This window comes from Nostoc sp. ChiVER01, assembly GCF_034531155.1.
In the GTDB taxonomy this organism is placed as follows: domain Bacteria; phylum Cyanobacteriota; class Cyanobacteriia; order Cyanobacteriales; family Nostocaceae; genus Nostoc.
In genome coordinates, this window is the sequence record NZ_JAVRBS010000051.1 from 1 (window position 1) to 21,685 (window position 21,685).

Consider the following 21,685-nt stretch of genomic DNA (forward strand, 5'->3'; position numbering starts at 1 on the left):
ATTGGTGGTACTTGACCCATCTCTAATGTTGGCGATTGATGTTTTTCCTTGTGAAGATGCTCATGCTCAAGAGCGTTCCCTATTACATAAAGTTTTGACAACAATCGAAGATGATGATGTGTGGATAGCTGACCGAAATTTTTGCACTTTGTAACTTTTTGAGTGGTATCGCAGCGAAAAAGGGCTATTTCATCATCCGAGAGCATCAATGTTTTCCTTGGTATGATGCCTCAGAATTTCGCCATATTGGTTCAGTAGAAGGAGGAACAGTTTTTGAACAAACAGTTAAAGTCAGCGATGATGAGGGCTATTTATCGAATATTCGGCGTGTAAAAATAATTTTAGATGAAACTACCCGTGATGGAGACTCAGAAATCTTTATCCTGACTAATCTCCCCACAAAGGTTGCTAATGCTTTAGTTGTAGCTCAAATCTACCGTAAACGTTGGACTATAGAAACTTTATTCCAGATTTTAACTGAAATATTTAATTGCGAAATTAAAACCCTCGGTTATCCTAAAGCTGCTATGTTTGCTTTTTGCGTTGCCTTGGTTTCTTATAATATCCTTTCTGTCGTCCTAGCTGCTCTGAGAAGTATTCATGGCATTAAAAAAATCGAGCAAGAAGTGTCAAGCTATTATCTCGCTGATGAAATTCGCGGGACTTACCGTGGCATGATGATTGCAATTCCCCCAAAGGAATGGAAGATTTTTGCAAAAATGAATCTAATTGAATTGACCAACATACTTCGAGATTTGGCAGCGCGCGTTAATTTAGTTGTTTTTGCGTCCCACCCTCGCGCACCAAAAAAGACAAGAAGGATACTAAAACGTACTCGTCCTTCCAGACGACCCCATGTTTCTACAGCTAAAATTCTATCCCAAAAATAATACCTAAAAACAGACACCTTGAAAGGGCTGCCTTTCTAAAAACTAGATTTTAGCTCAGGTAGTACAAGGATTTCAGAAGAGATCACTGACAATGAGCATTTTCTTCTTCGGAGGTTTCAGTGAGTTTTGACCGCGATCGCGGTTTGTTATTCGTCCCACCTTCAACACAAGATCACATAAAAGGTGTGCTGAATGCCACAGTAGTGCTGGTGATGTATGGGGACTATGAATGTTCTCAAAGTGCAGACGTTTACAGGCTGATTAAAGTCATTGGGCGACAGCTTAGTGTTTCTTTGGGGGAGAATTATTTATGCTTCATCTTCCGTCATTTTCCACAGATAGAGATTCATTCTCATGCTCAACGTGCGGCTGAAGTGGCTGCTATCCAAGGTCAATTTTGGCAAATGCATGAAATGCTCTTCAGCCATGAACAAGAGTTGGGAAATGGCTATCTCGTGGAGTATGCCAATAATCTAGGACTTGATATTTCCCAATTTTTGCAGGATTTATCCAGAGGTGTGCATGTCAATCATATCAATGCAGATATCGAAGGTGGACTGCGAAGTGGAGTGGAGGCTGCACCCGTTTTGTTTATTAATGGAATTTGCTATCTCGTAGGCGTAGCCCGCCGCAGGCATCGCTGGACTGTTGAGCAAATAATGGCAGCCATTGTTACTGCAAATGATTAAGGTTTTTGATGCTTATCCCAACAAGTATTTCAGAGAGGAGTATTTCATAACTTCTATACCGATGACAAGAACCAGAGATTTCAGCAATTTAGCAAGAATACAGAGGCGAGGTTCTGTTGTTGTAGTTGGACATTCCTATGGTGAAAATGTAATTACGGGTGCGGCGGCTGGCAATCCACAGGTGAAAGCTCTGGTTTATGTTAATGCTTTCGCACCAGATGTTGGTGAAAAGACGAGTGATTTGAATAAAAAGTACGCAGCCCCTCCGATTAGTACGGCGATTGTGTCTGATGCCGCAAACTTTCTCTATATCGATCGCGGGAAGTTTCACGAATTTTTTGCCCAGGACGTATCGAAGGCTGAGGCGCGAGTGATGGCAGCAACCCAAAAGCCGATCGCTAGCGCCGCGTTTGAGCAATCAGTGAATTAAATTGCTTGGAAAACGATTCCTTCTTGGTTTATCGTGACTCAAAGCGATCGCGCCATCAACCCTGAACTTCAACGATTTATGGCTAAACGGATTGGAGCTAAGACAACCGAAGTTAACTCCAGTCATGTTCCTTTTATCTCTCATCCAAAAGAGGTTGCCAAAGTGATTGAAGCAGCCAGCACTCCTGTGAAGTAATCCCAATCCTAAGAGAAGCAGTTTCTCGGTACATACAAATAGAACAGACCTAATTATTGACTCTAGGAGATCCGCTCGTGCCGACTCAAAATACAGGTATCACTGAAGTCGATCGCAGTCAACCCTTACTGCATCAACATGGATATGAAATTCAGCAGTATGGTACTCTTCGTGATTTGCCAATTGTTCTCAACCCCAGTGCCCGTAGCGAAAGTTGTGTTTTAGTCAATCAAATTTTGGCAGATACGATTATTCTCTATCACCTTTACAAGAAACATCACTGGTTGATGCGCGGACATACGTTTTATCAACTGCATCTGTTACTCAACAAACACGCTAGCGAACAAATTGAGTTAATTGATGTACTAGGTGAACGGGTACAAACACTGGGAGGCGTGGCAATCGCAGACCCGCGTCATGTAGCAGAAGTCACTAAGATTAAGCGTCCGCCCAACGGCGTTGAGGAAGTACCTGTGATGTTGTCGCGGTTACTAGAAGCCCACGAGTTAATAATTGGGGAATTGAGAGTGGCGATCAATAAAACAGCAGCAAATCAAGATAGTGGCACTAACGATTTGTTAGTGAGCCAAGTTCTGCGAACCAATGAGACGCAAGTTTGGTTTCTGGCAGAACATTTGGTGGATACACCATTGGTACGCAGTTAAAGTCAGCAGATTGGGTGTTGTAAATGAATGACTAACAGTATTTCAGCGATCGCTTTTTAAATGTTACTACTCGAAGCGGGTAATCCAGATACAAAACCAGAGATTTTCATCCCAGCGCAGTGCGTCAATCTACTAGGCTTAGAGGTGGACTGGAGCTATTTCTCTGAACCAGAACCCTTCTTGAATAATCGCAAAATCTTTTGTTCCCGTGGCAAAGTCTTGGGAGGCAGCAGTTCGATTAATTTCATGATGTATGTCCGAGGTAATCATCATGATTATGACCACTGGCAGGAGTTGGGAAATCCCGGTTGGAATTACCAGCATGTTTTGCCTAGAGTGATGAAGCACTCATTGCTTATATCCGCAACAATTGCAACACAGTGTGGCATCCCGTTGGCACTTGCAAAATGGGCATTGACCCAATGGCAGTGGTCGATCCTGAGTTGCGGGTACATGGGGTTGAGGGATTGCGAGTTGTTGATGCCTCCATCATGCCAACAATCACCACAGGAAATACGAATGCACCGACCATCATGATTGGTGAAAAAGCAGCTGATTTAATTAAAGCAGGTCGCACAGCACGAACGGTTCTCAGCAAATCTAACGTCGAAAATCCGGCGTATTCATCTATTTAGAAACGGGCGATTGTCTTTGAGCAATCTCAGATTATCATACCTGTTGAGCGTTTATTGGTCGATGTTAGGTAAATAGAACACTCGATCTCTGTAAAGGAATACACAATGGCACTGATTACAACACCATTCGGACGACATTCCACCGCCGCCGAGGTCGTAGAAGGAATTGATCTTTCCGGCAAGCGGGCGATCGTTACGGGAGCCGCATCGGGCATCGGCTTAGAAACGGCGCGGGCACTGGCTCAAACTGGAGCGATCGTCACACTAGCTGTGCGTAATACCGATGCTGGAGCGCAAGTCGCGGCTGACATTATGGCTACTACTGGGAACCGGAATCGCTATATTTTGTAACCAAAGGCGACAAAGGTTGGCAGATCGAAGGGTTGCTCAATACCCGGAAGTTAACGCTAGAACGTCAATTTTTCTTAGACGACTTTGACTCACTAAGCGCAGAGGCTCAACGTCAAGTGACCGACCTCGTTTCAAGTCTCAAGCAGCCTCATCAAGCAGATCAATCAAAGGAGATGTAAGGAATGGTACGCTTGTTAAGATACAAAAGATGATCGCCCTCGCTCCCCAATACGGGCTAACTATTTTTCCTCCTGGCTCCACTCTCCATTAGTAACTGACCGCTTTAAACCCAACAATAAAAGGATTAGCATAATGAGTAAACTAGAAGGAAAAATCGCTCTTGTGACGGGTGGCAATAGTGGTATTGGTCTTGCCACAGCTAAACAGTTTGTTGCTGAAGGTGCCTATGTATACATCACGGGTCGTCGCCAAGTCGAACTGGATGCTGCTGTAGAAGCCATTGGTAAAAATGTTACGTCTGTGCAGAGCGATGTTTCTAATCTGGCAGACCTTGATCGCCTGTTTGCCACTATTAAGCAAGAGCAAGGACACCTCGATATTATCTTCGCTAATGCTGGAGGTGGACAAATTGCCCCACTTGGAGCAATCACTGAGGAACACTTTGACAAAACATTCAACGTAAACGTCAAAGGTTTGCTGTTCACTGTACAAAAGGCACTGCCACTGTTACCAGAGGGCGCTTCTATTATCCTGAATGCTTCGATTACTTCTATAAAAGGTACGCCAGCTTTCAGTGTTTACAGCGCCACCAAAGCCGCCGTGAGATCGTTTGCTCGAAATTGGATACTCGACCTCAGAGAACGTAAGATCCGAGTGAATGCCATTAGCCCTGGTGTGGTTCCGACTCCTGGTTACGATCATTTGGGGCTGAATGACCAGCAGTTGCAAGAATTTGTGGACAGCCAAGCCAGCACCATCCCACTGGGACGAGTCGGCAAACCCGATGAGATTGCCAAAGCCGTTGTCTTTCTCGCTTCAGATGACAGCAGCTTTGTGAATGGCATTGAGTTGTTTGTCGATGGCGGTATGGCACAGATTTGAAGTCCAAAAGGAGTTAAAGATGAAGCTGATCTCTGTTAATGTTGGCCTGCCGCGTGAAGTGACCTGGAAAGGAAAACCCGTCCGCACTGGAATTTTCAAAGAGCCAGTTAATTCGAGAGTGATGGTGCGTGAACTCAATTTAGATGGCGATCGCCAAGCCGATCTCACCGTTCATGGTGGAGTGGACAAAGCCGTATATGTCTATCCCTTTGAGCATTACGACTACTGGCGAAGCGAATTGCCTGACACAGAGTTAACGCCAGGAATTTTTGGTGAAAATTTCACAGTTACAGGATTTAAAGAAGAGGAAATTAACATTGGCGATCGCTTTAAAATCGGCAATGTAGAACTAATGGTGACTCAACCGCGCTTACCTTGCTACAAACTAGGGATTCGCTTTGGGCGCTCGGATATGGTGAAACGATTTCTTGCCAGTCGTCGCACCGGATTTTACTTTCGGGTTTTGCAAGAGGGCGAAGTTGGAGTCGGAGACACTTTAGAGTTGATGAGTCGAGATACCAACAATATTACTGTTACTGATATCACTAAGCTTTATGTTCGTGAGCAAAACAATCCAGAGTTACTGCATCGTGCAGCTCAACTCCAAGCGTTACCCGAAAGCTGGCGGGACTACTTTCAGGAGCAAATCCGTCAACGCCCTTCGGGCGGGGAAAAGGGTAAAGGTTAAAGAGGAAAGGGAACCTCATAACTAAAGTTAAGGGCTTGATACGAGGGCGCTATATTTCTCGTACTACGTATCTGGAAATACATCTTTTTTCCTTCTCCATGTTTAAAAACAGTGGCTTGCGCCCTTTCCCCCTCTTCGGTCGTCAGGATGTGAGATAGATCGACCTGTTGTAAAACACCATCATGTCACTTTTATCACTTACAAGGAGTAATCCCATGACGACATATCGCACAGTTTTAATCGATGGTTTAGATATCTTCTACCGTGAAGCGGGTTCCCGTGATAATCCAACGATTCTGTTATTGCACGGCTTCCCAACGTCATCTCACATGTTCCGTAATCTCATACCAACACTTGCTGATAAATTCCATCTTGTTGCGCCTGACTACCCTGGCTACGGCAACAGTTCGATGCCAACTGTAAATGAATTTGATTACACGTTTGATCGCTTGGCTGAGATTGTGGAAAAATTCATTGCTGCGATCGCTCTCAAAAACTACAGCCTTTATGTGATGGATTATGGCGCACCGATTGGCTATCGGATTGCCGCTAAATATCCAGAGCGCGTGCAATCTCTGATTGTTCAAAATGGCAATGCTTACGAGGAAGGTCTGCGCGAATTCTGGGAGCCGATTAAGGCATACTGGCAAGAGCGATCGCCTGAGAATGCCCAAAAGCTCAAATATCTTGTCAGCTTAGAAGCAACAAAGTGGCAATATACCAACGGTGTTCGCAATTTAGAAGCGATCAGCCCCGATACCTGGACTATCGATCAACATTTCCTAGATCGCCCCGGCAACAGTGAGATTCAACTGGCACTGCTGTATAGCTATGGTACGAATCCACCACTTTATCCCCAATGGCAGGAGTATTTTCGCCAGTATCAACCCCCTACCCTGATTGTTTGGGGCAAGAACGACTATATCTTTCCTGCTGACGGTGCTTATCCCTACCAGCATGACTTGAAAGACGTTGAGTTCCATCTACTCGATACCGGACATTTTGCTCTGGAAGAAGAAGGCGATGCGATCGCAGATCATATTTGTCGCTTTCTGACCACTCACGTTGTAGAGAACACCAAGCTAACCACTAGTACCGTAAGGCGGAATTAAAAATTAAAAATTGAAAATTAAAAATTAATACGCCATAAGCATTTCATCGATTTGGAATGGGTGGTTTATTTACTCTGTGCTGTACTAGTAACAAATAGTTTTGGCTGGGAAACGATGTCAATAAAAAGTGATTGTCATTACTACAATTACTACTGATCGAGCATCACTGTTAAACCAATTAACTTAACAGTGTCATTTCAACAGATTGTTTACTACTTATCAAAGGAGAATGTCATGGTTGCTCAAGCAAACTCGCAAGCAGCAAAAATTTTGGAAGTTGCAGATGATCCACGTCTTTCCAAAGGAACGAAGGAATTTTTGAAATTGCTAAATTCAGGGGGTGTGGCGCTGGAGAAACTCACTCCACTCGAAGCACGTCAAGTTCTTGTAGATGCACAGGCTTCGGTTTCAGTAGACCTTTCAGGCATTGAAGAGTCCCAAAAGACGATTACTGCTGATGGTTATTCGATTACCCTTGATATTGTACGACCTGAAGGGGTCAAAGGCACATTGCCTGTTTTCATCTTTATTCATGGTGGTGGTTGGGTGCTGGGTGATTACCCAACACATAAGCGCATGGTTCGCGATCTGGTTGTGCTTTCAGGGTTTGCAGGGGTCTTTGTCAACTACACGCGCACGCCAGATGCTCAGTATCCCCAGGCAATCAATGAGATTTATGCTGCAACTAAATGGGTTGCCGAGCATGGCGAGGAGATTGGCGTGGATGGCAAGAATTTGGCAGTCGTTGGCAACAGTGTCGGCGGAAATATGACAGCAGTCACTGCTTTGAAGGCAAAAGAAAACGGAGGGCCACACATTAAGCTGCAAATCCTGATGTGGCCCATTGTAGATGCGGATTTTGAAACGAATTCTTATCACGAATTTGGCGATCAGCGTTTTCTGACTGTACCAACGATGAAGTGGATGTATGACATGTACATCCCTGACCCAGAAAAGCGCAAAGACATTTACGCATCTCCCTTACAAGCGACGGTTGAGCAACTCAAAGGCTTGCCTCCAGCATTAATTGTGGTTGCAGAGAGCGATATATTGCATGACGAGGGCACAGCCTACGGACGCAAGCTTGATGAAGCTGGGGTAGAAGTGACAACGGTGCAGTATAACGGCATGATTCATGACTTTGGACTGCTCAATGGTTTAGCCGAGCTGCCAGAAGTCCGCTCTTTGTTTGTTCAAGCTGCTGCCCAATTGAAGAAACATCTGCAATAGATGCGATCAATGTTTTTGAGGAAAGGAAAAGATGCTCTTCCATCGCTTTGCTGCTTACTGAGTTAGCGTAGGGGAAAAGAGTAAAGCAGAATGGCACTAAGTTAAGACACAGCCCTTGGCGTGACTAGTTTCTAGCCTCCAGGCTAGGAACTAATTCTGAGAGCCTCCGCCTCTAAAGGGTTGATCGCTGGCAGAGCCTCTCGAAATACATTCCCCACCTACGGCTGGAAACGTCGTGAAACAAGACTTTCAGCTTATCTTAGTGCCATTTCGATCGTAATACAAACTACTCTCAGGTACTTATCTGCTATGAACAGCCACACACCGAGCGCTAGGGACATTATCGGATCATCACCGTTGATTGCGATCGCAAACGAAGCACCACCCAAGCTGATTGTCGATCCACCGCTTCCCGAACCGCTAGCACAAGGACGCGTCTTTATTCAGTACCGGACGGAGAATCTGCGCGTATTGCCAGTATTTGGCAAAGGCGCTCTGGAAGTATCGCCGCGCATCGGTCATATCCACATCACCGTTGACGACGCGCCGTGGCACTTTGTCGATGCCAGTGGGGAAACGATCGTCTTAGTTGGATTGAAACCTGGGGTACACAAGGTGCTGATCGAACTAGCTGACCCCACGCACAAAGTAATCACTAGCGAAACTGTGGAGTTTACGCTGCCCGATTCTAAGAAATCATCATGAAAAAACTAGAGGTAAAATTGCAGTTGTGACGGGGGCATCTGGAAAAACGCTGCACATCGCGGTGGTATTCATCGATCTGTATTAAACTGCTTTTGAGGTAATTCGGTCGGCACGCATTTACAGCAAAATTCAGAATCCAGAAGTAAAACAAAGTTCATACCTGGCTTTGAGACTTAGTTTGTCTACTTCATCAACTTGAAATTTGCTGTAAATTTAATTCAACCGTGCTGAGACGTTGGCAAAGCCTCTCGGAACGAGAATCGCGATTCTAGTGCTTACATACTATGAACAACCCCGAAAATCCTCGACCACCCTTGCCGCCTTTTGATAATGAATCCGCTATCCAAAAAGTCCGAATTGCAGAGGATGCTTGGAACACACGTAACCCTGAATTAGTATCACTCGCTTACACGTCGGATAGCATTTGGCGCAACCGCTCAGAATTTCTATCTGGTCGTGAGGCGATCGTCCAGTTTTTAACACGTAAGTGGCTTAAAGAATTGGACTACCGTCTGATCAAAGAGCTTTGGGCTTTTCAAGACAACCGCATTGCTGTCCGATTTGCTTACGAATGGCATGATGATTCCGGCAACTGGTTTCGCTCTTACGGCAATGAGAATTGGGAGTTTGACGAACATGGATTCATGCGATGGCGTATTGCCAGCATCAACGACCTGCCAATTCACCAAAGCGAACGCAAATACCACTGGATACTAGGTCGTCGTCCTGACGATCATCCAGGATTGTCAGACCTCAATCTTTGAAAAGCCCAACGACTATATCACTCAGTTTTTATTTTACAAGAAATCCACTGCTATGAATGCAAACACGTTACTCCTGGCTCTGTCAATCAGTATTTTAGCCAATTTTTCCTTAAGAGCTTCTGCTGATTCTACTGCTGGCATCATCCTGAGTACAAAATGCCAGGGTCGGTACAACATCAATATTTGGCAGAATTATACGAACGGTGAATTGCTCTATCGCGCGACCAGTCCCAACGGTAATTTAAGTTTGGGCAAAGGAACTAGCCAAGCGACGGAAGGTGTTCGAGTGTATAAGTTTCGGAGTGGAATTTATGAATATTGGGTGTGGGATGGCACGTTGGATAACCCGCAGTCTGGAACTTTAGAGGTGTATAAAAACAACCGTCTCTTGATGAAGCAAGCTTGTAGAAAAAGTTGAATCAATAGCACGAGTGTTATGCACTTTTTGTCAACCCAGCTAGGACAAGCATCTGGGAGCAACGCGAAAATGTGAGATCATCGCTTTTTGAAGCAGTTCTTGAGCAGGGGGAGCAGGGGGAGCAGGGAGAGTAAAGAGAGAATTTAGTAACATGCGCTACTATAAATACTTCAAAATACACTTAATTTATTTTTCCTCCCCTGCCTCCCCTGCCTCAAGAGCTTGCCCACCTCACTCTCATCGCATTGCTCCCAAGCATCTTGTGTTACGCTTGCCAAATACGTTATAGCTAAAACCTTCTTAGTCAGCCAGTTTTTTCTGAAATTTATAACACCTTCTAGAAGTCGCATTCACCCGATTAAACCCAAAGGATATAGAAGTGGACACTCAACACTATGACGACATTATTATCGGCGGCGGCAAAGCGGGTAAAACACTGGCACCAGCGCTAGTCGCTGACGGACGTAAAACCGCTCTGGTTGAACGCAGCTTAAATATGATTGGTGGCGGGTGCATTAATATTGCTTGCATTCCTACTAAAACTATGGTGGCGAGTGCTAATGTGGCAAACACAGTGCGAAATAGTGCCGTTTATGGTGTTAAAGCTAATACACCTATCGTTAATTTAGCAGAGGTGATCCAACGAAAACGAGCGGTTGTGCAATCTGCGCGTGAAATGAACTTGCACAATTTAGAAATGGCTCTCGATAACAACTTGATTATTGGCGAAGCAAGGTTTGTTGCTCCCAAAACGATCGCAGTAACGACCACTGAGGGAAACAATCGCTTACTTACCGCCGAACGGTTATTTATTAATACAGGCACACGACCGTTAATTCTATCCATTCCCGGACTCACAGAAGTTGAGTTTTTAACAAGTGAGTCGATTATGGAGCTAGAATATTTGCCTGAACACCTAATCGTGCTTGGTAGTAGCTATATTGGTTTAGAGTTTGCCCAGATGTTTCGGCGCTTTGGCTGTCGCGTTACTGTCATTGGGCAAAGTGAGCAAATCCTGTCACAGCAAGATCCAGATATAGCGATCGCAGTTCAAACACTGCTAGAACAAGATGGTATTGAATTCTTGCTGAAGGCGAAGGTGTTAAGGGTTGCTCGCACTGATCATGAAACCATCCTGCAAATCCAAGTTGGCGATCGTGAAATCACCCTTCAAGGGTCGCATTTGCTCGTCGCCGTTGGTCGTGCGCCCAATACCGATAGCTTAAATTTAGCTGCTGCTGGTATAGCAACCGATACACGCGGGTTTATTCAAGTCAATGATCGCCTAGAGACAAATGTACCCGGAATTTGGGCGTTAGGCGATATTAATGGCGGGCCGCAATATACCCATATATCGCTCGACGATTATCGCATTATCAAAGCCAATTTAATTGATGGGGGCAACCGGAGTACAGGCGATCGATTGGTTCCATCGTGTCTATTCATCGATCCAGAACTGGCTCATGTGGGCTTGACTGAAACCCAAGCACAGCAACAAGGATATACAATCCGTGTGGCGAAGGTGGATGCGTCAGCCGTTCCGAGAGCAAGAACACTCGGTCAAACTGATGGACTTCTGAAGGCGATCGTAGATGCAGATACAGGTCGTATTCTAGGGTGTTCCCTGTTGTGTCATGAAGCAGGTGAAGTGATTTCAACTGTGCAGATGGTGATGCAAGCTCAGATGCCCTACACCGTTCTGCGCGATGGTATTTTGACTCATCCCACGATGACCGAAGGGTTAAATATATTGTTTTCCAAGTTGTAAAAAGACAGTAATTGCAGACTCAAGGACTTACCAAATAAACGACATTTCACTCTTGAAGGTCAAGTAGATATAGCATGATTAGTAAAACATCTAAAGTCGGTATTATTGGTGCAGGTAATGTAGGTGCAAACGTTGCAAATGCTTTAGTTCTACTCGGTAGATGTGTAAGGGTTGTCCTTTTTGACCGAACCTTATCAAAAGCTGAAGGACAAGTATGGGACATTGAAGACAGCATTCCCCTACTTAAAGAGATGGAAATTATACCATCAAATCAGTATGAAGATTTAGCTGATTCAGATATCATTATTGTGACTGTTGGGGTGAAGCAAAAACAAGGACAGACCCGATTAGATACATTGAGCGACAATGCAGAGATTATACGTTCGACAATCAAAGAATTGGATCGAGTTGCACCGAATTCAATCGTACTTATCGTTAGCAATCCAGTGGATGTACTCACGCGCATTGCGATCGCTACTTCCACCAGAGCAGAAAACCTAATTTTCGGTTCGGGAACCGTTCTTGATACTGCTAGACTAAGATATCAACTTGGAAAGCGACTGAATGTTGCAAAACAAGACGTTCATGCTTATGTGATTGGAGAGCATGGAGACAGTGAATTTGTCGTTTGGTCTAGTGCATTTATTGGGGGAATTCTATTAACTGAATTTCCCATACTACAAGAAGCAACGCTAGAACAAATTCAGCAAGAGTACGCACAGTTAACTCGTAAACGAGGCTATAACATTTTTGAACGCAAAGGAAATACAAGCTATGGTATATCAACAGTAGTTTGTCAGTTAGTTGATACTATCCTGCGAGATGAAAAGCAAATATTTCCAGTATCGGCTAGAGCAGATTCTAACTATGGAGTTGGCAGTGAAGTTGTTCTTGGACTTCCATGTATCATTGGCTCAAAAGGTATTGAGCGCCAACTGCTGTTATCAAGAAATGCTTATGAACAACGCTTATTAGAAGAATCAGCCAATAAACTCAATGAAGCCTATAATTCTTTGCATAATTAAAATCATTTAACTGGAGAACAGGAAACTGCTCATCCATTTATTTTATCAGGCGCGATTTTACAATACTTTGGACAGTTTTTAAGCGACTTGTCAGAGTGTTGGTGCACAGTAGTTGCTGTTCATGACTTTAGTTGCACTGTGAGGCTATGGGATGGCGAATGTACTGTTGGATTGCAACATTTAAAGTCTTTCAACTACTTGCCTGCCGAGTGTGAGCAGATACAGGTGATTTGCAATGTCTGCGACGGACTACACCTACGCATCCGGGTGTATTCGAGTGGCTGGAGGAGTCGGTGCAGAAGTTTTTGGAGATGCTGGGAAAGCTGAAGCGGGCTTATTTGACGGCTTTGGAGGAGAAAGTATTGAGGGTTTTGGAGTCGGAATCTAAAGCGGAAAAAATGCTTTTTTAGAAATCAAACAATTAATAATATATTAGTACAAAAAAACTACTAAGACGCTTTGCAGTAGTTTCAAACTGCGGTAGTCACTAACATTAAAATTAGGTTCAGTCGAGCATTTAATTGATGAAATACCATTAAAACGCATATATAACGTGAACGAGTCCAGTGAAACTTCTATAAAAGGACAAATTGAGGACTACATTTGTGGTGATGTGAAATATATACTCAGAGATATGGAATATTCAAAGGAACAAAAACAGCAATTAGCGAATGAAATCAGCCTATTAATAGGGTATTCTACAAAAATATTTACTCTCAGTCCTAGTAGTCTGCCAAGGAAACTTTGCGTTGTGGTCAGCAGAGGAGCAGAGGGGCAGAGGGGCAGAGGGGCAGGGGGGAAAGACTTACTGCAAGTTTCTCCCCTGCTCCCTTGCTTACCTCCACGTAGCAATTTTGGGTTGGTACACTACTAGAACTGCAATCTTTTTTCATAGATTGACAGACTACTTAGCGAGTATGGACATCACAGCTTACTCAGTGTCAAGGTTGCTGTCCGAATCCATCTAAAATTTTATTTAAAGACTGTTGCCTTCATGTACATGAATACTGAAACATTCACCAATTCTCCAGATATTTACTCAATTTTGAGTCGAACTCAACGCTTGCGAGTTAGTGATGCAGAGATTAAACCCGTTTTAGATGGTTGCTCTAATACTTCAAAGTTGCTCGTGCTTATTTGGTCGCAGTTAGGAGATTTTGATAACTTAGAATATGCTTGGTGGCTGCGAAAAGAATTTGAAGAGATTGAAGCCAGAGGAATCACAATTCGGGCTATTGGAATTGGAAACCGCAATTCTGGGATCAAGTTTTGCGAATATACTGGCTTTCCTCAAGAATGGTTATTTGTGGATGCAAAGGCTGAAATTCACGAGCTTTTACGGCTTTATCGCGGCTTATCTATACAATTTCCTTTGCTATCAAGTTCACAAAAAGCTTGGCTTAATTTAATCTTAATGTGTGCAGGAATTGGTAGCACTGGAACTCTCAAGGAAGTTTTTCGGGGTTACAAAGGTGATAAAAAAGCACCTCAATTAATTGCTGATGAGGAAGTTATCAAGGATATACCTTTACCACCAATAAAAGGTTCGTTTTTCAAAGCGGCTGGAGGAAAAGGTTTTCAGCGCCCATTTGAATTAGCAACCCTGCGCCTGCGAAACATGACTGAAGTTTTGAGAAACTGGAATATTTATGTACCAGATTCATCTTATTTGACACAACGGGGAGGCACTTTTCTATTTGATTCCCAAGGTCAGTTAATTTACGAACATCGCGATCGCGGGATTCTTGGTTTTGCTGAAAATATGAGCAATCCTTTATCTTTTTTGTATAAGTAATTAATCAGCAAGGGTAGGGTGTTGGGTGATTGTCAGCGCAGTGAATGACTTTAGTTGCACCCTGATACCAATTCACAATGACGCTCATTCCTCTCTACGAGACGCTACGCGAACGCTAACGCTGCGCTAACGCAATGGGCAACTCTTGGAGACGCTAAAAGCGAACGCCCCGCTACGAAGAGAGCAATGTGCTAACGCCCCGCTTTGCTAATGCAATTAAAAAACTTAGATACAGCAAGGTTTTCAGGGTTTACATCTGCATCAAATTTTTCGTTAAATGGTATGATACTAAATCCGGTTATTAGAAACCACTTATAATCAAGGAAAAATAACCCCAGAAAATGAGATGCCTAAAAAATGTCAAAGCCAGTTACCAACTAAAACATAAGGTGCCCAGTAGCCAGGACGATTGTAATTGGGATAATCTTTTAATAACTTTACTTGGGCACGACGCAAGGCTTCAGCCTTTGTCACCTCATTTTTAACTAACTCATGATAAAATTCACCAATTAAAATCGCAGTAGATTTATCACTAATATGCCATAGTGAAGCCAAAGTACTACGGGCGCCAGCTTTCACGGATGCTCCTGCTAGCCCTAGCGTGGCGCGATTGTCACCAGTAGCAGTTTGACAAGCACTTAACACTAGCATTTCCAAAGCTTCTGAGCGAGTTTGATCCCGACGGCGTAGCAGGCTATCAAATTGCGTGACGTTGATCGGCCCATCACCTGCAAGTATAAAAGTATTCTCAATACTGGAACTAAATTGACCGTGAGTTGCCAGATGTAACACATTAAAAGGCACAGCATTAACCTTACTCTCTAGGTTTTTACTGGTGAAGTCCCGATCTAGTAATTGGGTGGTAGATGCGATCGCTTGAGAAATAGAGTCGAATTCTGACTTAATTTCTGGTAGCGGTGGAAATTGCTGTTGAAAGCCTTGTGGTGGTTGCACTAACCCGGCAGCTAGTACATTGAGTTTTGTTTGTGTCAAGGGTTTGAGTGCGAGTAACTGGAGTCCTAAGCTGAGTGCTACAGCGTATTTTTCTACCAGATATTGCTGACCGTCATACAATACGGCCATTGGCACATTTCGTAATATTCCATCCAGTACAAATACAAGGGTTTTTACTCCATTATCTTTTAAATCTGACTCAATTTCTTTGATTAACCATCCGTAAACTTCCTGTGATAACGCTTGCACTTCCTCATTTCGATCAGGTTCTAATAGATACTCTCTGAGTTGTTTTATAGTACCTTCTACTTCCTTCTGGGACTTGTTTACTGTATAATTACGCAGTGGGTGGTTAGGAATTTTGACAATCACTTGGAGTTGGTCAGGCAGAATAATGGGATAAATGATTGCAGTTGTGGGATTATCTTTATCTACCACCGTGTCAAGCAAAACAGTTTTGGCATTAATGCAAGCTTCCCGGAAAAAGTCGTCTAATTCCGCTAGTTGCAGTGCTTCAATCCTCTGTCTAGCTTTGTCTAGGATTGGTTCGCTCGGATGAGTTTGCTGAAACTGCAACAATAATTCTACGGACTCTCGATATACAGGTTCTACACTTTCTTTAAAGGAAAACTGGACATCTCGATTCACAGCCACTAAGTCACTACGGAGAGTCTGCAACTCACTAACCGCAGTATCATAGTTGGTGATAGCGCCCTCTATCTCTCGCTGCTGTTTTAACAAGCGTCCTAACTGCCAATGCCAACGATAAGCAATATCTGGGGCATTGATTGTTTGGGCGATGTTTAGTGCCTGTTGGGTGAGGTTCTGGGCTATTGACCATTGTTTAGTTTGTTCGTATACACTGCCCAAAGTCCCAAGAGCAAAGCTCTCGGCTCGTTTATCTGCCAAATTTTGAGCTTGTTGCAAGGCTCTGGCGCAGATTTGAGCGATCGCTTGGGGTGTAGTCCCGAATTTCATTAAGCTTTGAGCTAGATTAATCTGGGCATAAATAGTTGTTACAGAAGCAGGTAGTTGTGCCAGTTGAGTTTGAATTTGTGGCAATAGTGTCTGCACGGCGGCTGTTTGTCCCGTGTTTACTAGCAAGTTCAACTGATTAACTTGAGCCTGGACTTTGCTAATCGAGTTAGGAGCGATCGCAGCAGCTTGCTGATAAAACTGTATTGCACCCTTAAAATCTTGCTGTACTTGTGCCGTGTTGCCTAAACTAAATAAAGCTGCGCTCACATCCTGGGGAGAATCCAATGTTTGGGCAATTGACAAACTTTGCTGTAATACCTTACGAGATTGATTCAAATCTCCGGCTAATTGCAGAGCATTCCCAAAAGACCGTAATTCTACTGCTTTACTGACTGAATTAGGTTTTGATTGTAACTCCTGCTGCAATTGAGTCAAGATTGTCAAGCCCCGACGGTAAAATCCCAAAACTTGCCATGCTTGTGCTTGATTGATGTGATCGCGGATAATGCCATTGCGATCGCCTAATTCCTTATAGCTCGCTTCCGCACGTTGCCAGGTGTTAAGTGCCTGTTCAGCTTGTCCCAAGTCTAGTTGGATACTACCTTGAATATCTAGAATTGGAGCCAAAACCTGAAGATTTTGGGAATTAGAGGATTTTTCAAGCAACTTCAAGCTATCTGTAATTGCCTGTTGCGCTGGTGGCAAATTACCCAGTTTTTGATATGCCAAGGCCAAATTACTTAATGCCACAGCTTGCCGCAGTTTATTGCCTTGGCTGCCATAATTGTTAACTACTTGTTGCAAAACTTTAACCGCTTCTGCAAACTGTCCTCTCTCATACAGTACCTTACCTTGTTGCAGCAAGTCTTGTGTTTGTGCAGTAGGATTCGGGATTGATACATTTAGAGAAGTGTATTGTGTCTTTATAGTTGCAACAACAGGAAAAGTAATAACGCACAAAAAAGCTGTCACCAAAACCAAGAGAATGAAAATAGACAAATTATGGATTTTAAAGAAACGAATGAACCATCTGTTATACATTCGTTGCCACTGATTGTTTTTATAACTCTTGGGTTTCATAAGAATTCCTCTCCCGATTGAGGTAACGAATTATTGACTACAGGACATAACAGAGGGAATAGAAGAACTTTGTGGATATTGAGCCACAAGAATAACATTACCCTTAGCATCAACAATCCATCCTTGAGCCTCTACAATGCGATCGGCAGATTTGGTCATAGATGCAGTAGATAATTTATCAGTGAGTGTGTGTGTTACTTGTGCAGGCAAATCTACCCAACCAGTAATCACTGCTCGTCCCCGCAACGGTTCATTAGGACTTTGGGGTAATCCACCGCGTCCTGTCGCAATAAAACTACTGGCGTTTTGTCCTCCTCTGGGAGTGCAACCTTGGGCGATTTGTTGGGATGCATCGACGAGGTTAGAGGATCGTTGAATTAAGCCGCGAGAAGGGTCTACATCAGGGGTGTTAAGAATTATCTGACCATCTAAATCAGGCTTTGTCTGGGAAATTGCAGTGATACTACTTGGAAACTGTTGCAAATTGAGTTGAGTTAAATCGTTTTTTCTTGATAGTTTTATCAAGTCTTCTCGACTCAACACTTTCAAACCAAAAATACCAGTAACGTTAATTTCGACTCTGCCACCCTTGTCATTGAATGCATTGGCGGTGATGTTACTATGTTCATTGGGGACAGCAACGATAAAGCCTGACGGGGAATTGATCGTGATATTGCCACCATTCCCGTCAGTCAAAGCAGAAGTAGAAATCTGACTGTTGCGACGCAGTAGTAATAGATTAAAATCCTTCAGCGTCACATTGCCACCATTCCCGGATGCCGTAATTGCTGAAATGGCTGCCTGGTTATCCAAACGAATAGAGCGGGCTGTTAAATTTATATTGCCTCCATTACCAAGTGCGTCAGGCTCTACTGTAGTAAATGCTCCACTAGGGCTACCATTGCTATTAATACCATCAAAAGCGATCGCATCGTGGACATTAACAGTTATATTGCCTGCATCTCCTTGCCCTAAAGTGCTGGCAAACAATCTAGCACCATCACTCAGAGAGAGCGAGTTAGCCTGGATATTAATATCCCCACCCAAGCCTGTTGCATCCGATCCGACACTGCTTACCACACCACCAGCATTCCCATCTTCGTCAACTCCTACCAAAGATACAGCACCGCTAATTTCAAGTTGTACTTTGCCAGCATTTCCTTGACCTTCTGTGTTTGAGTTTAGTAGAGCGCCATCTTGCAGCGACAGCGAGTTAGCCCGGATGGTAATATTGCCACCAGAGCCAATGCCAGAAAGCTGGCTAGATATAGTACTAACAACTCCAACACTATCCACCCCGGACAACGAGACAGAACCACTAGTTTCAATGGTTATATCCCCAGCTTTTGCCTTGAAGCCGCCTAAGTTGTTAGTAACCAACTGAGCACCATCACGCAAGGATAGTGAACTAGTGCGAATAGTTATATCTCCACTTTTGCCAACAGCATCATGTTCCGTGTTGGTAAACACACCACTGGGAAATCCATTTGAGTCTACTCCATTGAAAATTACAGAATCAGTGGCATCAAAAATCACATTGCCTGAATTTCCCTTCCCGGATGAACTTGAAATAAATCCAGAGCCATCAATTAAGGAGAACGACTTAGCCTGTATAATAACATCTCCGCCATTACCAACTCCATCACCACCTACAAAAGTCAATATATCGGTGCCATCTTGAAGCGTTACAGAATCTCTGGCTTTAAGTCTTACACCACCTGCATTTCCTATGCCGTTAGTCAAAGACGTCAACAGAGAACGAGCGAACAAAACCGATTCAGCTTGGATGGTTATATTTCCACCATCACCTATAGACTTATAATTAACATTGTTGATGATTTGCGATCGCTCAAATTTAACTACCCCTGTAGCATTGAGCGTAATATCGCCTGCTTTAGAGCCAACTTCCCCCAGTTCCGAACCTATCCCAGCCACCAGGGAACTTTTTTCTAAAACGTCCAAATTCCGAGCATTAACAGCAATACTACCACCATTTTCAGCAACAACATTGATGCCAGAAGCATTGGTAAGTAATATATCTGCTCGCGCTACACCAGAAGGAAAACTCAACTGCAAATTATTGCTATCCAAGCCCAATCCTACTGTTCCCGCTTCTGCCAGCCCTCCTAATTCAACTCTACCGCCAGGAGCTTGCAAAATCCCGCCGTCTAAACTCACCTTACCGCCTACAAAAATTAAGGATTTTTCTGGTAGCACTTGAAGACCCACAGTACTATCAATAGACTTGTCAGTAAAATTCTCTTCATTATTAATATCCCAATTCTCTGCTCCAGGTCCATTCACCTGAATCTGCCTTGTATTTGTACCGAATTGCAACCCAATTGGCACACTTAAAGTTAGTAGGGGTGTACTTTGAGGAACCTTTGCACTAAACTCTTTGCCATCAGCAAATTTCAGACTACTAGCAGTAGTCGCTACAAAAGAGCCTCTAATATCAAGACGTGCATTGTTCCCAAATAAAATGCCATTGGGATTGATAAAAAACAAATTTGCACCACCATCCACCCCCAATGTGCCGAGAATATTTGAGATATTACTTCCCGTCACCCGTGTGAAAATATTGGAGATTCCCGTGGGATTAGCAAAATAAACTCGCTGGGATTCTCCGACATTGAATTCACGAAAACTATGGAACAGGTTTGCACCCCGAGTTGTTCCACCATCAATACGGTCAGCAGCACTACCTTTAATATTGACATTGGAGGTTACTTTTGAAGAGCGATCGCCCAATGTTCCATCAGGGGTAATCTGGGCTAAAGCGTGATTTTCACAACAAAATATGACATGAGCAAGTACTCCAGTAATACTAAAAACTCCTAATAAACCTGAGAGCCAATTCCTATCTCCACAGATTGCCATATTATAACCAGCCTCGCCTGCTCATTTCTTATCTATGAATATGCAATCAATTTATTGATAAATTTTTCTACAATTAATTTCAGCAGATATTTGAACTAGATGAGAGTAAAGTTTTTAAAACTTAAAATTAGGTAATAGACATAGGAGTGAAATTAAATATGCATTATCCAGAACCTTTGTATAGACGTAGCACTTCTATGTCTGTTTTTCACTTCTATGTCTAATGCTTCCCAAAAGAAAAAATTACAAATAACCATATGTTACACTCCGTTACACATTCGTTGCCACTGATTGTTTTTATGACTTTTGGGTATTTGCAGATAATAAAGTCCGTAGTGTTTGGCAATGGTGGCAAGAGTCTGCAAAGCGATCGCAATCGGATTAATACTGTACCAAGTAAAAGTGCGATCGCACTCCAAATGCAAAGCTGAATCAACAGCTTGAGTTTGCGAGGGAAGCCAATAGCATAAGCCCAAATCCTTGTTATATAAGCATTTTACAGATTTTGAACAAATTTTTTGCTCTCAGTGCATAAAGCCTAAAAGCCATCGTAAAGAATCATAGTACAGAGTTCACCTAGTAAGTATCACAAAAAAGGTGCAAATTTGCGGTGTTGTTGAATCATAAGATGATTTGTTCTAATACTGAACGAAGTTTTAATGGTTACAGTTGCGGATTCATCTCACAAATATGTAATGCCAATTTAGTGAATTAAAACTTACCTAATTATCTCTGTATACACTTAATTAAAAAAGGACAAAAACCATGCTAGGCATCAACAAAAACACTCCTAATTCTGACATTTATTGTATCGATAACGAACAACTATTCGCTCAATTGACTCCTGAAGAAGGTGCTGTCATAGAAGGAGGCGGGGGGTTTCTTATTATAGATCAACTTCAGGCTATCAATGCTGATGCAGATACATTCGGCGATGATGATACCTATATCACAGTCAATGGCAGTAGGCTTTGGGGACCTAATGGTTTTTCTACCGGACAGGTATCTGGAGTTAACAGAGGTTTAGGCGTTGATTTCCCTACAAGGGTCGAACTTTTCGATGAAGACGGCGGTTTTAACGGCTCTGACGATTCTCTAGGTGGTTTTACTGTCAATGGACCAACAAATGGCACGGCAATAACGCGTGTGTCTGGAAGTGGCTCTACATATGATGTGTATTACAGGGTTTTTTGATGAAGAGGATCGTAACTTAGGGCGAAAGCAGCAATAGCCGAGCCTTCCCAAATATGAATCTAAGTTAGGGTTTTCGTAGGGATGCACATCTGTGCATAGGTGTCAACTTAATGTGAAACCCTTGTTAAAAGGTGATATTGAGTTCATTAGACCTCTTGCAAAAATAATTCATGGTAG

Annotated in this window: 21 protein-coding genes and 2 pseudogenes; 20 read left to right on the top strand and 3 right to left on the bottom strand. The window is 43.3% G+C overall.

The window, feature by feature from the left end; translation table 11 throughout:
• The first annotated feature begins 158 nt into the window (after nt 1-158).
• From RMY00_RS35020 to RMY00_RS35110, 19 genes and pseudogenes are all read left to right on the top strand, one after another.
• Nucleotides 159-890 carry a transposase gene (locus RMY00_RS35020; protein ID WP_322651952.1) on the top strand — a complete coding sequence of 244 codons (732 nt, stop codon included), beginning with the start codon at nt 159-161 and terminating at the stop codon, nt 888-890.
• A 119-nt stretch (nt 891-1,009) separates the two neighbouring features.
• Entirely contained in the window at nt 1,010-1,579 is a 570-nt protein-coding gene (locus RMY00_RS35025) for a DsbA family protein (RefSeq protein WP_322651953.1), read from the top strand.
• 61 nt (nt 1,580-1,640) lie between these two features.
• Nucleotides 1,641-2,009, top strand: coding sequence for an alpha/beta hydrolase (locus RMY00_RS35030; RefSeq protein WP_322651954.1), 369 nt, complete (start codon nt 1,641-1,643; stop codon nt 2,007-2,009).
• A gap of 15 nt (nt 2,010-2,024) precedes the next feature.
• Nucleotides 2,025-2,204 (top strand): alpha/beta fold hydrolase, encoded by a 180-nt coding sequence (locus RMY00_RS35035; RefSeq protein WP_416212127.1) that lies wholly within the window; start codon nt 2,025-2,027, stop codon nt 2,202-2,204.
• Between the two features lie 77 nt (nt 2,205-2,281).
• Complete coding sequence (locus tag RMY00_RS35040; RefSeq protein ID WP_322651956.1) at nt 2,282-2,869, top strand: DNA starvation/stationary phase protection protein; 588 nt, start codon at nt 2,282-2,284, stop codon at nt 2,867-2,869.
• A gap of 60 nt (nt 2,870-2,929) precedes the next feature.
• Nucleotides 2,930-3,157 (top strand): annotated as a pseudogene (locus tag RMY00_RS35045) (GMC family oxidoreductase N-terminal domain-containing protein); the annotation flags it as partial.
• 47 nt (nt 3,158-3,204) lie between these two features.
• Nucleotides 3,205-3,504: pseudogene (locus RMY00_RS35050) on the top strand (GMC oxidoreductase); the annotation flags it as partial.
• Nucleotides 3,505-3,609: 105 nt separating this feature from the next.
• Entirely contained in the window at nt 3,610-3,855 is a 246-nt protein-coding gene (locus RMY00_RS35055) for an SDR family NAD(P)-dependent oxidoreductase (protein WP_322651958.1), read from the top strand.
• A gap of 312 nt (nt 3,856-4,167) precedes the next feature.
• Nucleotides 4,168-4,917, top strand: coding sequence for an SDR family oxidoreductase (locus RMY00_RS35060; protein WP_322651959.1), 750 nt, complete (start codon nt 4,168-4,170; stop codon nt 4,915-4,917).
• 19 nt (nt 4,918-4,936) lie between these two features.
• The gene (locus tag RMY00_RS35065; RefSeq protein WP_322651960.1) at nt 4,937-5,605 is read left to right on the top strand and encodes an MOSC domain-containing protein; all 669 of its coding nucleotides are present in this window, start codon (nt 4,937-4,939) and stop codon (nt 5,603-5,605) included.
• 215 nt (nt 5,606-5,820) lie between these two features.
• Nucleotides 5,821-6,717, top strand: coding sequence for an alpha/beta hydrolase (locus RMY00_RS35070; protein WP_322651961.1), 897 nt, complete (start codon nt 5,821-5,823; stop codon nt 6,715-6,717).
• A 234-nt stretch (nt 6,718-6,951) separates the two neighbouring features.
• Nucleotides 6,952-7,947, top strand: a complete 996-nt coding sequence (locus RMY00_RS35075; protein WP_322651962.1) for an alpha/beta hydrolase — start codon at nt 6,952-6,954, stop codon at nt 7,945-7,947.
• A gap of 309 nt (nt 7,948-8,256) precedes the next feature.
• On the top strand, nt 8,257-8,652 hold the full coding sequence (locus RMY00_RS35080; RefSeq protein ID WP_322651963.1) for a DUF6130 family protein: 396 nt from the start codon (nt 8,257-8,259) through the stop codon (nt 8,650-8,652).
• A 284-nt stretch (nt 8,653-8,936) separates the two neighbouring features.
• A complete protein-coding gene (locus RMY00_RS35085; RefSeq protein ID WP_322651964.1) occupies nt 8,937-9,416 on the top strand; it encodes a nuclear transport factor 2 family protein in 480 nt (159 codons plus the stop codon).
• Between the two features lie 52 nt (nt 9,417-9,468).
• Nucleotides 9,469-9,834 carry a hypothetical protein gene (locus RMY00_RS35090; RefSeq protein WP_322651965.1) on the top strand — a complete coding sequence of 122 codons (366 nt, stop codon included), beginning with the start codon at nt 9,469-9,471 and terminating at the stop codon, nt 9,832-9,834.
• A 379-nt stretch (nt 9,835-10,213) separates the two neighbouring features.
• The gene (locus tag RMY00_RS35095; protein WP_322651966.1) at nt 10,214-11,602 is read left to right on the top strand and encodes a mercuric reductase; all 1,389 of its coding nucleotides are present in this window, start codon (nt 10,214-10,216) and stop codon (nt 11,600-11,602) included.
• A 74-nt stretch (nt 11,603-11,676) separates the two neighbouring features.
• Nucleotides 11,677-12,627, top strand: a complete 951-nt coding sequence (locus RMY00_RS35100; RefSeq protein WP_322651967.1) for an L-lactate dehydrogenase — start codon at nt 11,677-11,679, stop codon at nt 12,625-12,627.
• A 235-nt stretch (nt 12,628-12,862) separates the two neighbouring features.
• The gene (locus RMY00_RS35105) at nt 12,863-13,015 is read left to right on the top strand and encodes a hypothetical protein (protein ID WP_322651968.1); all 153 of its coding nucleotides are present in this window, start codon (nt 12,863-12,865) and stop codon (nt 13,013-13,015) included.
• A gap of 612 nt (nt 13,016-13,627) precedes the next feature.
• Entirely contained in the window at nt 13,628-14,422 is a 795-nt protein-coding gene (locus tag RMY00_RS35110) for a peroxiredoxin-like family protein (protein ID WP_322651969.1), read from the top strand.
• A 360-nt stretch (nt 14,423-14,782) separates the two neighbouring features.
• On the opposite strand, the gene RMY00_RS35115 is transcribed toward RMY00_RS35110, so the two are convergent.
• From RMY00_RS35115 to RMY00_RS35125, 3 genes are all read right to left on the bottom strand, one after another.
• Complete coding sequence (locus tag RMY00_RS35115; protein WP_322651977.1) at nt 14,783-17,395, bottom strand: CHAT domain-containing protein; 2,613 nt, start codon at nt 17,393-17,395, stop codon at nt 14,783-14,785.
• A 69-nt stretch (nt 17,396-17,464) separates the two neighbouring features.
• A complete protein-coding gene (locus RMY00_RS35120) occupies nt 17,465-20,314 on the bottom strand; it encodes an S-layer family protein (RefSeq protein WP_322651970.1) in 2,850 nt (949 codons plus the stop codon).
• Nucleotides 20,315-20,574: 260 nt separating this feature from the next.
• Nucleotides 20,575-20,790: a hypothetical protein gene (locus tag RMY00_RS35125; protein WP_322651971.1), complete on the bottom strand. Its 216-nt coding sequence runs from the start codon at nt 20,788-20,790 to the stop codon at nt 20,575-20,577.
• 289 nt (nt 20,791-21,079) lie between these two features.
• On the opposite strand from RMY00_RS35125, the gene RMY00_RS35130 reads away from it, so the two are divergent.
• Nucleotides 21,080-21,508 carry a hypothetical protein gene (locus RMY00_RS35130; protein ID WP_322651972.1) on the top strand — a complete coding sequence of 143 codons (429 nt, stop codon included), beginning with the start codon at nt 21,080-21,082 and terminating at the stop codon, nt 21,506-21,508.
• Nucleotides 21,509-21,685: the final 177 nt, after the last annotated feature.